We start from the raw sequence: 13636 nt of genomic DNA, 5'->3' as shown, positions 1-13636 counted from the left end.
GCGATTCGTTCGAAGGCGCAGCCTCCAGCGGCAGCCAGTAACGCTCGCGGGCAAACGGATACGTCGGCAGGCTCACCCGGCGCAGCTGCCGGCCCGCATGCAAGCTGCGCCAGTCGAACGCCAGCCCCCTCGCCCACAGCGCCAGCAGCTTGCCGTGCTTGCCCTTGGCCAGCCACGCACGCACCGTGCCGTCCATATCGTCGTCATCGGTGAGCTCGGCCAGCGCCTCGCGGTTGCGCTTCGCCTGTCCCTGGTAAAGCTCGTCGATCGCCGTGTCGCCGGCCAGCCAGGCGGCGAGCTTGCCGCGCAGCTCGTCCAGCGTATGCACCAGCAGCGCGAGGCGCTCGTCCATCGCTTCGCGGCCGACCTGCAGCGTGTAGGCGAGATCGTGCAGCGATAGTTGCGGATCGGCCTCGATGGCGGCCAGCAGGCGCTGCGCCTGTTCGCGCAGGCGCGCGTCGTCGCGCGCCGACAGCGGCACGATGGCCGGGCCGTCGTCCCGATGCTCGATCGATACGGCTTCGACGTACTCCTCGATCACCACATGGGCATTCGCGCCACCGGCGCCGAACGAGGAAATGCCGGCCAGCCGCGGCCGCTCGCGCCCATCGATCACCGGCCGCGCCCACGGCGCCAGCTCCTGCTGCACCACGAACGGCGTCGCATCGAAATCGATATTCGGATTCAGCACTGCCGAGTGCAGGCTCGGCGCCAGCTGGCGATGCTTCAGCTGCAGCAGCACCTTGGTGACGCCGGCAATGCCCGCCGCGCTTTCGCAGTGGCCGATATTCGACTTCGCCGAACCGATCGCGCAGTAGCCGGTGTCCGCCGTCCAGTGCGCGAACGCCTTCGACAGTCCGGCGATCTCGATCGGATCGCCCAGGCTGGTGCCCGTGCCATGCGCTTCGATATAGCTGATATGGCGCGCGTCGACCCTGCCCTTGCGCAAGGCGCGTTCGATCACCTCCGCCTGCGCATTCGGGTTCGGCACGGTATAGCCGTTGGTCTTTCCGCCATGGTTGACCGCGGTGGCGCGGATCACGCCGTAGATATGGTCGCCGTCGGCCTGGGCCTGTTCCAGGGGCTTGAGCAGCACCGCGCCCACGCCCTCGCCCGGCACATAGCCTTCGCCGCCCTCGCCGAAGCTCTCGCAGCGGCCCTTGCCCGAGATAAAGCGCCCCTGGGCCAGGGTGAGGTATTTGTTCGGATGCACCGACACATTGACGCCACCGGCCAGCGCCACCGCGCAATCGCCGCGCTGGATCGCCTGGCAGGCCAGGTGGATCGCGGTCAGCGACGACGAGCACATGGTGTCCAGCGCCATGCTCGGGCCGTTGAAGTTGCAGAAGTACGAGACGCGGTTGGCGATCGACGCCGGGTGGCCGGGCACCGCCAGCGCCTTGCCGCGGGCCTGTTCCTGCGCGCCGTAGAGCTGGTATTCCTCGTACATCACGCCGGCGAACACGCCGACGTTGCCATTCCCGGCGACGTTGTCGCGGGTGTAGCCGGCATCCTCCAGCGTCGCATGCACGCATTCGAGGAACAGCCGTTCCTGCGGATCCATCAGTTCCGCTTCGCGCGGGGAGATATTGAAGAACAGCGGATCGAAGCGGTCGACGCCGTCGATAAAACCGCCCCACTTGCCGTAGGTCTTGCCCGGGGCGTTGCGGTCTTCGTCGAAGTAGCGCGAGTGATCCCAGCGCTCGGCCGGGATCTCGGTGATGCTGTCGACGCCCTGGCTCAGGTTGGCCCAGAACGCATCCAGATCGATGGCCTGGGGATAGCGGCCGGCGACGCCGATGATGGCAATGGCGCCGCTCTCGTCGCCGATGGCGCGGTTGCGCAAGGCATAGCGTGCCTGGCGTGTCGGAGGCGCGGCCGCCGTCTTCGTTGCCACGGGCATGGATACCGCCGCGGCCGCGCTGCGCCGCTCGCCGAGCAGCCCGGCCAGCGCCTCGCGATGCTGCCGCGCGAAATAGCCGGACAGGTCGGCCAGCGTCTGGTACTCGAAGAACAGCGTCTTCGGCAGCGGACCGAAGGTCTTTTCCAAGGCGCGTGTGAGGTCGAGCACCATCAGCGAGTCGATGCCGTAGGTCTCCATCCGCGCCTTGCGCTCGATCCGGTGCGCGGGCAGCTTCAGCGCGGCCGACAGGAAGCGCTCGAAATGGCGCGTGGCGCGTTCCAGGAAGGCAGCATCGTCTTCGGCGTGCCCTACGGCGATGAGCGCCGCCTGCGCAGGGGCGATCGCCATCGGCTCCATGACGACGCTGTTTTCGGCCGACGCGGCCTCAACGGCACGGAACGCCAGCCTGTGGAAACGCAGGCGCGGCATGCCGTCGTCGCCGCACAGATCGATATCCACCACGTCCGCCGCATCGCTCCGCCGGACCACGACCCAGGTGGCATCCGCGCATGGCCCTAAGACATCCAGCGCAGCAAGCGACACGGGAAGCATCAGCGGCGGCGTGTTGCCGCCATCACCGGCGAACAGGCCAATGGAGGCTTGCAGGGCCGCATCGAGCAGGCCCGGCGGCAGCTCATAAGCCTGCCCCGCCGCGCGCCAGGCCTCGGGCAGCGCAACCCTCGCGAGCACCGTGTCCTCGCACGCGAACACTTCGACGAGGCCGCGGAAGCCTTCGCCATAACCCAGGCTCATGGCCTCGAACATCGCATAGCACGCGGCAGCATCGAGATGCCGCACCGCGCAGCGCGCGCGCAAGGCATCGATGTCATGTGGCATCGGCGCAGCCGCGCCGGCCATCGTCGTGACCGTACCCCGGCCATAAAGCAGATCGCCATCCGCATGGAGTTCATAGGCGACATCGCCGCCATCCCGCGGATAAAGCGACAGATGCAGCTCCACGCCCTCGTCGCCGGCCAGCACCGGCCGCATCCAGGCGACGTCCTTCAGGTGCAGGGGACCGCTGGATTCCAGCGCCAGACCCGCCGCAGCACGCGCCATCTCCAACTGCGCAACACCCGGCAACACCGCACGCCCGCCGACGCGATGATCGGCGAACACCGTCTCGTCCCCACCGAAGCGGCTGCTGAAACGCGGCCCTTCCAAGGTCGAGGTATTGCGCTGTACCAGCGGATGCAGCGCGGCCGCGCCAGCGCGCGGCGCCGCGCCCGCCGCGATCCAGTAGCGCTCCGCCGCGAACGGATAAGTCGGCAGGCTGACGCGCCGCGGCACGCGGTGGGCATGCAGCCTGCGCCAGTCGATGGCGTGGCCCTGCACCCACAGCTCGACCAGCGTATCCAGCCGCCCCTGCGCGATCCATGCCTCGATCTTGCCGTCCATGCCTTCGCGCGCCTTGTCGGCACGGCCGCGATGCACCGCGCCGGTGCCGTCCAGGAAGCGCGCCAGCTTGCCGTGCAGATCGTCCAGCGAACCGGCGATCACGCCGAGGCGTTCCTCCATCGGCTCGCGGCCGATCTGCAAGGTGTAGCCGAGATCCGCCAACGAAACGCTGGCGCGCGTCTCCGGCGAGGCGACGAAAGCCGCAAGCTGCCGCACCTGCTCGTGCAAGCGCTCGCCATCGCGCGCGGACAGCAGCACGGCGACCGGGCCTTCGACAGCCGCCGCATCGGCCACCGGCGCGATGTACTCCTCCAGCACGACGTGCGCATTGACGCCGCCGAAGCCGAACGAACTCACACCCGCGCGCCGTGGCACGGCGCGGCCCTGCGCGTCGCGCAATGCCGTCCATTCGCGCGCCTCGCCGACTACGCGGAACGGACTGCCCGCCAGGTCGATATACGGATTGAGCGTCTGCGCATGCAGGCTCTTCACCAGCCTGCGGTGCTTCATCTGCAGCAGCACCTTGACCACGCCGGCCACGCCGGCGGCCAGTTCCAGATGCCCGATATTGGTCTTGACCGAACCGAGCGCGCAGTGCGCTTCGGCCACTTCGCCGCCGCCGGTGGCGGCATAGAGATCGCGGAACGCCGCCTTCAGTCCATTCACTTCCACCGGATCGCCCAGCGGCGTGCCGGTGCCGTGCGCTTCGATATAGGTCACCGTGCGCGGATCGATGCCGGCGTCCTGGTGCGCGCGGCGGATCACCGCGGCCTGGGCCGCCGGATTCGGCGCGGTCAGCGAATTGGCGCGGCCGCCGTGGTTTTCCGCGGTGCCGCGCACCAGGCCGTAGATATGGTCGCCATCGCGCTCGGCATCGGCGAGCTTCTTCAGCACCAGCATGGCCACGCCTTCGCCGCGCACATAGCCATCGGCATCGGCGGAAAAGGTCTTGCAGCGGGCATCGGCGCTGAGCATGCCGGCGCGCTCGAAACTGATATGCAACTCCGGGTTGACGATGGTGTTGACGCCACCGGCCACCGCCATGGCGCAATCGCCGCGCTCGATCGCCAGCACCGCGCGGCGCAGCGCCACCAGGGAGCTGGAACAGGCGGTTTCCACCGGCTCGCTCGGCCCGTGCACGCCGAGGAAATAGCTCATGCGGTTGGGGCCGACCGACGCCACCGTGCCGGTGGAGGAGTAACCCTCGATCGCCGCGCCGGCACGGCTGGCCAGGGTGGCATAGCCGCTGGGCATAGTGCCCACATACAGGCCCAGGTCGCTGCCGGCCAGCGCCGAGGCGGCGTAGCCGGCATCCTCCAGCGCCTTCCATATGTGGATCATCATCAGCCGCTGCTGCGGATCCATCAGCTCCGCTTCGCGCGGCGAGATGCCGAAGAAGGCCGGGTCGAATGCGTCCACGCCCTCGATAAAGCCGCCGCGCACAATCTGGCCCGCGCTGCCTTCCGGCGCGCGTTCGCCGTGCCAGGCCAGCCAGTCGGCGCGGCCGGCGGGCATCTCGCCGATGCAGTCGCGGCCTTCGTCGAGGTTGCGCCAGAACGCATCGATATCCTCGGCCATGGGGAAGCGCCCGCTGATGCCGATAATCGCAACCGGTTGTTTCGCTGCGGGTGCGGGGGCCGCGGCGGTGGCGGCGTAGCCGCGGCGCGCGCGGCGGGCCTCCTGCGCCGGCGCCTCCGCCGCGACGACCGGTGCGGGCATCGCTGCCGCCGGCACCGGCGCAGCAAAGCGCGCCGCCAGCACGTCGCGGTATTCGCGCTCCAGATAACCGGCCAGGCCATCCAGCGTGGAGTACTCGAAGAAGATCGTCGGCATCAGGTCGAGGCCGTACTGCCGGTTCAGCGCGTTGGCGAAGCCGGTCAGCGAGATCGAATCGAAACCGTATTCGTTGAGCGAGGTATCGCCATCGAGATCTTCCGGCTTCACCTTGATCAGCGCGGATACCTGGGCCATCAGCGCACGCTTGAGCGGATCGCGCAGGCCTTGCGCCGGAGCGGCATCGCTGGATGCAGCGGGCATGGCACGCGCTTCCGCCGCAGGCGCGACACGGGGCGCATCGAGAAAGACTTCGCGAATGCGGGCGGCATCGCCTTCGATCACCAGCACCTGGCCGATACCGGCGGCCAGCGCCCGGTGCAGCGCATCCACGCCATGGGCGCTGCCCATCGCGCGCATGCCCCACTGCCGCAGCAGCATGGCGCGCGTCGCCTCGTCGGCGTGCATGCCGCCCTGTTCCCATAGCGGCCAGTTCACCGACAGCGAGCGGCCGTAGCGCTCGCCACGCACCACGCGGGCGGCGCGTTCGTGCGCGAAAGCGTCCATGAAGGCGTTCGCCGCGGCATAGTCGGCCTGGCCCACATTGCCCGCGGCGCCGGCGATCGAGGAGAAGCAGACGAAGCAATCCAGCGGCATGTCGCGGGTGGCTTCGTCGAGATTCAGCGTGCCGGCCACCTTGGCCGCGAAGACGTCGCGCAGCTGCTGGCGGGTCTTGCCGGCCAGATAGCCGTCGCGCAATACGCCGGCTGCGTGGATCACGCCGTCGAGGCTTTCGTACTCTTCGGGGATGCTGCGCACCAGCGCGGTCAGCGATGCAGCATCGGCGACGTCGACGGCGTGATACCGCACCACGGCGCCGAGTGCTTCCAGGCGACGGATGACCGTGTGGATGCGTTCGTCCGGCGCGGAGCGGCCGGTCAGCACCAGCACCGGATTGCGCACGTCGCGGGCGATCGCTTCGGCGAAGATCGAGCCGAGTCCGCCGGCGCCGCCGGTGATCAGGTAGACGCCGTGGTCCTTCCACGGCGAGGAAGCAGCGGGAACCTGGCGTTCGGCCCAGCCCGCCACCTGCCGCTCGCCGCCGGCGTAGCGCACATGGCGCGCGTCGTCGTCCCGGTTGTCCAGCAGCGCCCTGGCGACATCCTGTCCGGGTTCGACCGCGATCAGCTGGCCGTGCAGGCGCGGATTTTCCAGGCGCGCCGTGCGCAGCATGCCGAGCAGGCCGGCCATCGGGCTGCCGTCGCCATGGGCGGGCACCACGATCTGCACGCAATGGATGCCGCCCTGCGTGGACAAGGCCTGCAACCGCTCCAGCAAGGTAGCGGCGGCGGCTTCGTAGCACGCCGCGAGATCGCCATCCATCGAAGTCGCAACCACGGTCACGCCCGGCGGTGCAACGCCCGCGTCGACACCGCAGGCCATGACCAGATGGCTGGCGAACGGCTCGGCGCCGGCAGCCCCGGCCGGTTTCGCGGCCCATGCCGGTTCCAGCATCAGGGTGCGAGCCGCGGCGGGCTCGTTCGCCGCGGCCGCCATCGCGCGCAGCCCCACGTCGGTGAAGCGGACGCAGACCGTCCCCTGCTCGTCGCACAGATCGATATCCAGGCGCGGCACCGCCTGCCCGGCGCCGCTTCCGGCGCTGTAGCGCACCACGGCCCAGGCGACATCCGCGCACGGGCGCAGCACCTGCAGGCCGCCGAGCGCGAACGGCACCTGCGGCACGGCAGCCGCGGGCACCGGGAACTGCAGGCCCAGCGTGGCCTGGAATGCCGCATCGAGCAGGCTGGGATGCAGTTCGTAGCCATCCGCCGGCGCCGCTGCAGGAACGGCAATGCGCGCGAGCACCTGGCCGGCGCCGGTGAAGAGTTCGCGGATGCCCTGGAACGACGGCCCGTACTGCAGACCCATCCGCGCCAAGGCGGCGTAGCAGTCCGCTGCGGTGTAAGTGGTCGTGCACGATGAGCGCAGCAGTACGAGATCGTGATTCGCCACCGCCTCGGCGCCGCGCCCATCGACGGCCATGCCTTGTGCGTAAACAAGGTCGCCCTCGCCATGGATCTCGAAACCGAGAGCGCCATCGGCTTCCGGATAAAGCGACAACTGCAGCGCGATGCCATCCGGACCGGCAACGATCGGCCGCAGCCACGACACGTTCTTCAGGCGCGGCTCGAAACCGGCACCGGCCACTTCGGCGACCGCGCGGCGCGCCATTTCCAGCTGGGCGACGCCGGGCAGCATGCGCGTGCCACGCACTACATGGTCCACGAAGAAGAATTCGTCGCCGCTGAAGCCGGCACTGAAACGCGGCCCGTCGAGATCCGAGGTATTGCGCTGCAGTAGCGGATGCAGGTTCGCACCGGTCATGGGGGCAAGCGGGCGGGCCTCGCCCGTCTGCACCCAATAGCGTCCGCGCGCAAACGGGTAGCTGGGCAGGCTGATGCGCCGCGGCGGTGCATCCGTGCGCAGGCGCGCCCAATCGATCGCCAGGCCCCTGACCCACAGATCGAGCAGCTTGCCGAACTTGCCGCGCGCGATCCACGCCTCGACGATGGCTTCCGCATCGTCGTCGCCGGCGAAGACAGCCAAGGCGTCCTTGTTGCGCCGCGCCTGTCCGCGATAAAGATCCTCGATCGCGCTTTCTCCGGCCACGTAGGCCGCGAGTTTCGTGCGCAGATCCTCCAGCGAATGAGCGAGCACGCCCAGCCGCTCGTCCATCGCTTCGCGGCCCACCTGCAGGGTGTAGGCCAGATCGTGCAGCGGCAGTTGCCGGTCCGCCTCGATCGCGGCAAGCAGGCGCGCAGCCTGCTCACGCAGCCTGTCCTCATGGCGCGCCGAAAGCACGACGAGTGCCGGACCGGACGGCTGTGCCGCCGGTTGCGGCGCGATGTACTCCTCGATCACCACGTGGGCATTCGCCCCACCCGCGCCGAACGAAGAGATACCTGCCAGCCGCGGCCGCTCGCGCCCATCGATCACCGGCCGCGCCCACGGCGCCAGCTCCTGCTGCACCACGAACGGCGTGGCGTCGAAATCGATGTTCGGATTCAGCACCGCCGAATGCAGGCTCGGCGCCAGCTGCCGATGCTTCAGCTGCAGCAGCACCTTGGTGACGCCGGCAATGCCGGCCGCGCTTTCGCAGTGGCCGATATTCGATTTCGCCGAACCGATGGCGCAGTAGCGCGTGTCGCGCGTCCAGTGGCGGAACGCCTTGGCCAGGCCTGCGATCTCGATCGGGTCGCCCAGGCTGGTGCCCGTGCCGTGCGCCTCGATATAGCTGATCTCGCGCGCATCGACACCGCCCCGGCGCAGCGCGCGCTCGATCACCTTCGCCTGCGCGTTCGGATTCGGCACCGTGTAGCCGTTGGTCTTGCCGCCGTGATTGACCGCGGTGGCGCGGATCACGCCATAGATGTGGTCGCCATCGGCCTGCGCCTGCGCCAAGGGCTTCAGCAGCACCGCGCCCACGCCCTCGCCCGGCACATAGCCTTCGCCGCCCTCGCCGAAGCTCTCGCAGCGGCCCTTGCCCGAAATAAACCGGCCCTGGGCCAGCATCAGGTACTTGTTCGGGTGGATCGACACGTTCACGCCGCCGGCGATGGCCACGGCGCAATCGCCGCGCTGGATGGCCTGGCAGGCGAGATGGATCGCCGTCAGCGACGACGAGCACATGGTGTCCAGCGCCAGGCTGGGGCCGTTGAAGTTGCAGAAGTAGGAAACGCGGTTGGCAACCGAGGCGGGGCTGTTGAGCAGCGCAAGGTTGTTGCCGCGCGCCTGCTCCTGCGCGCCGTAGAGCTGGTATTCCTCGTACATCACGCCGGCGAACACGCCGACGTTGCCGTCCTCGGCCACGTTCTCGCGCGTGTAGCCGGCATCTTCCAGCGTGGCATGCACGCATTCGAGGAACAGGCGCTCCTGCGGGTCCATCAGTTCCGCTTCGCGCGGCGAGATATTGAAGAACAGCGGATCGAAGCGGTCGACGCCATCGATAAAGCCGCCCCATTTCCCGTAGGTCTTGCCCGGCGCATCGCGGTCGGCGTCGTAGTAGTCGCGGTAGTCCCAGCGTTCGGCGGGAATCTCGGTGATGCTGTCGACGCCCTGGCTGAGGTTGGCCCAGAACGCGGCGAGATCGGCCGCCTGCGGATAGCGGCCAGCCACGCCGACGATGGCGATCTCGCCGGCCGCGCTCTTGGCATCGAGCGCCGCCGCCAAGCGCTCGGGCTGGCTGACACCGAAACGCGGACGGCGCGACAGCGGCGGCGGCGCGACTGTGTCGCGCGGCCCCGCCACCGGTGCTTCCTGCGCGGTCTCACCCAGCGCCTCGACCAGCCGCTCGCGATGCTCTTCGAGGAAATGCCCCGCCAGCTCGGCAATGGTCTGGTATTCGAACAGCAAGGTCTTGGACAGCGTGCCGAACACCTGCTCCAGCGAGCGGGTCAGTTCCATCACCAGGATCGAATCGATGCCATAGGCTTCCATCCGCGCCCGTGCGTCGATGCTCTCCGGCGCGCGCTTGAGCGTGCCGGCCAGCAGGCGGACGAAGTAGCGCACCGCCTTGTCGCGCAATTCGGCGGAGACGGAACCCGCCTCGATCGGAGCTGTGGACACCGCAGCCGGGCTGTCCACGAGCGCAGCCTTGAACCGGGCGATCGCGCCTTCCGCCACCAGCACTTGCGCAACGTCCAGCGCCAGCGCCTGCTCCAGCGCGGCGAGGCCGCTGGCCGTGCGCAACGGCACCAGCCCGCTGTGCGCGAGCAGCTCCGCGCGCGTTGCGTCATCGACGCGCATGCCGCCCGCTTCCCACAGCGGCCAGTCCACGGACAGGCTGCGGCCGCGGCGCCGGCCTTGGGCGACGAGTTCGGCGCGATGGCGGGCGAAGGCGTCCATGAAAGCGTTCGCCGCCGCATAGTCGGCCTGGCCGACATTGCCGAGCGCGCCGGAGGTGGAGGCGAAGCAGAGGAAAAGATCCAGATCCAGATCGCGGCTGGCTTCGTCCAGATGCAGCGTGCCGGCGACTTTCGCGCGCAGCACCTCCTGCAGTTCGTCGCGGGTCTTGCGCACCAGCAGGCTGTCGCGCAGGACGCCGGCGGCGTGGACGATGCCGTTGAGGCTGGCAAGTTCGCTGACGCAGGACAGGACCGCTTCCCGGTCGCCCACGTCGAGCTGGCGATAGCGCACCGTGGCGCCCATGGCCGCCAGCTCGGCGAAGCCCGCATCGGGCAACGGCGAGCGGCCGGTGAGGATCAGCGTGGCGTCCTTTGCGGACGCAGCGATGTGGCGGGCGAGGATCCGGCCCAGGCCGCCTGCTCCGCCGGTGATCAGGTAGGTTCCACCCGCTTTCCAGGGCGAGCGCGCGACGGATGGCGCCGCCGTCTCCTGCCACGCACCTTCCTGGCGCACGCCATCCACATAGCGGATGCGCGATGCGAGGCTTTCGCGGCTATCGGCGATGGCCCGGGCGATGTCCTGCCCCGGCTCGACTTCGATCAGCTGGCCGACAATGCGCGGATTCTCGCGCTGCGCGGTGCGCAGCAGGCCGCCGAGGCCGCCCAGCAGCTGCGCTTCGCCGGCTTGGGGAACGACCACCTGCACCAGGTGCCGCCCGGGTTGCGGCACCAGCGCCTGGATCGCTTCGAGCAGCGAAGCCGCCGCCGACTCGTAGCGCTCCGCCAGATCGCCATGCATGTCGATATCGACAAAGGCCGCGCCGGGCACGTGCGGGCTCGCTGACGGCACGCATGACAGCACCAGATGTTGCGCGGGAGCCGCTCCGGTCGCGGCCGCCGCTGGCGTCCACGCAGGGACGAACAGCGCCGTGCGCACGGCTTCTTCGTTCGCCTGCCCCACCGCACGCAGCGAGAAGCCGCCAAGGCGCGCGCAGACCGCGCCACTGTCGTCGCAAAGATCGATATCGAAGCGGCTGACGCCATCGCCAGTGCGCTGTCCTGCTTCGCGGCGGAGCAGTGCCCACAGGTCGCCATGGCATGGCGCCATCACGTCCAGCGACGCCAGCGCAAAAGGCAGGGCGAGTCCGGCATCCGTCCACTGCCCGTCGGCGGCGACCACGATGGCCGCCTGCAGCGCGGCATCCAGCACGCTGGGATGCAGCACGTAGTCGCCCTGCGAAGGCTTGGCGGCGTCGGGCAGCACGATGCGCGCAAGCGCCTCCGTATCGCCGATCAGTACTTCGCCCAGCGCGCGATGCGCGGGTCCGTAGGCCAGGCCGATACGATCGAACAACTCGTAGCTGGCGCCCGCCTCGCGGACGGAGCGCCGGCAGCGCGCCCGCCATGCGGTCAGATCGTGCGTCGCAGGTTCGGCAGCAGCAAGCTGCCTCGTCACCGCACCCTGGCTGTAGACGCAGCCCTCGCCTTCGTCGTCGTAGATCTCGAAGCCGAAGCGCCCCTCGCCTTCCGCGAACAGCGCGACATGGCAATCCCTGGACTCGTCTTCGGCGACGAAGGGGCGCAGCCACACCACATCCTGCAGGCGGCAGGCGCCACCCGCGGCGAACGCAAGCTCCGCGGCGCAACGGACCATCTCCAGCTGCGCCGCCGCCGGCAGGGTCGGCCGCGACTGCACCACGTGGTCGGCAAGGAAAGATTCGCGGCCGCTGAACCGGCTGGTGAAGCGCAGGCCGGACACGGTCGAGGTATTGCGATGCACGAGCGGATGGATCGCCGCCTGCGCGCCGACTGCCGTTTTCAGCTCGACCCAGTGCTTGTCGCGCACGAAGGGATAGGTCGGCAAGGCAAGGCGGCGGCGCGGAACGGAGGCGTAAAGAGCGGCCCAATCGAAGGACTCGCCCGCGGCCCAGCGCCGCGCCGTTTCGAGCGCGTCCGCATCGGGCTGGACCAAAACCGCTTCCGCGGACCATGCGGTCGCCTCGGCCGAAAGCTCGCCGGCAAAGATGCCGCGCGTGTCGCCGTCAAGCCACGACTGCAGCCGCGCGCGCAGCGCCGCCACCGAATCCACCACCACCGCCAGGCGCGCCGCCATCCCCTGCCGTCCCATCTGCAGGGTGTAAGCGAGATCGGCCAACTGTCCATCGCCGATTTCACCGGAATCCAGCACGTCCAGCAGCTGCTTCGCGCGCTCGCGCAGCACCGGCACGGTCTTCGCGGAAAGCACGATCAGCGCAGGTTCGCGCGACGGGGCCACCTCGTCGGCTGCCGCCTCGCCGGCGGGATACTCCTCGACCACCACATGCGAGTTGACGCCGCCGAAGCCGAACGAGCTGATGCCCGCGCGGCGCGGAACCGGCCGCCCTTGCTCGTCCTTGCGCACCACCCACGGCTGCGCCCGGTCGACGATAAAGAACGGACTGCCTTCCAGCGCAATGCGCGGATTGAGCCTGGTGTAATGCACCAGCGGCGGAAACACGCCATGGCGCATGCACAGGATGGTCTTGATCAAACCGGCCATGCCGGCCACCGATTCCAGGTGGCCGATATTGGTCTTGACGCTGCCGATGCCGCAGGACCCGGCATCCAGTACTTCGCCGCGCTCCTCCGCCACGCGGGCGAAAGCCATCTTCAGGCCTTCGATCTCGATCGGATCGCCCTTAGGCGTGCCGGTGCCGTGCGCCTCCACATAGCTCACCGTGCCTACCGGCACGTCCGCTTCGCGCAGCGCATGCGCCACCACGTTGGACTGCGCCAGCGAACCCGGATAAGTGACCGTGCGCGCATGCCCGCCATGGTTGACGGCGCTGCCGCGCAGCACCGCCAGGATGCGGTCCTTGTCGGCCACCGCCTTGGCCAGCGGCTTGACCAGCACCATCGCCGCGCCTTCGCCGCGCACGTAACCGTTGGCGCGCTCGTCGAAGGTCTTGCAGCTGCCGTCCGGCGACAGCATGCCGGTCTTGGAGAACGAGATGAAATGGGTCGGGCTGCACAGCACGCTGACGCCGCCGACCAGGGCCTGTTCGCATTCGCCGCGGCGGATGGCGTGCGCGGCCTTGTGCAAGGCTACCAGCGAGCTGGAACAGGCCGTGTCGACCGGAATGCTGGGGCCGTGCAGGTTGAGGAAATAGGAGATGCGGTTGGGAATGAGCGCGGTATGCGTGCCGGTGGCGACGTGCGCCTCCACGGCATCGAGCGCGCGGCCCAGGTGGTCGCGGTAGTCGAAGGTGAACACGCCGACATAGACGCCGGTGCGCGTGCCGCTGAAGGCGCGCGGGTCGTAGCCGGCATCCTCCAGGCAGTTCCAGGCCTGCTCCAGCATGATGCGCTGCTGCGGATCCATCACCGCCGCTTCGCGCGCGGAGATGCCGAAGAAGTCGGCGTCGAAGAACTCCACGCCGTCCATGAAGCCGCCCCACTTGCTGGTCGACTTGTTCGGCTCGCGCACGTCGGGCGAGTAGAACGCCTCCCTGTCCCAGCGGTTCGCCGGCACCTCGCCCACGCTGGAGATCCCAGCGCCCAGGTTGCGCCAGTACTGCGCATAGTCGGCGGCGCCCGGGAAGCGGCAGGACATGCCGACGATGGCGATGTCCTCGCGTTCGGGGGATACATTGATCGGCTCGATCTGACCGGCGTTCAT

Annotated in this window: 1 protein-coding gene (only partly in view); it reads right to left on the bottom strand. The window is 69.1% G+C overall.

Going from position 1 to position 13636, the window contains the following annotated elements:
- Positions 1-13636 carry the 5' end (the start) of an amino acid adenylation domain-containing protein gene (locus ISN75_RS07250; RefSeq protein WP_343818915.1) on the bottom strand. Its footprint begins 18155 nt before the window's first position, so 13636 of the gene's 31791 nt are visible here — the first part of the coding sequence; its start codon is at positions 13634-13636; the stop codon falls past the left edge of the window.

It is taken from the genome of Dyella marensis (assembly GCF_049532885.1).
GTDB classification, from domain to species: domain Bacteria; phylum Pseudomonadota; class Gammaproteobacteria; order Xanthomonadales; family Rhodanobacteraceae; genus Dyella_D; species Dyella_D marensis.
The sequence above is the reverse complement of the archived record's forward strand: the minus strand, read 5'-3'. Positions and strand labels throughout refer to the sequence as shown.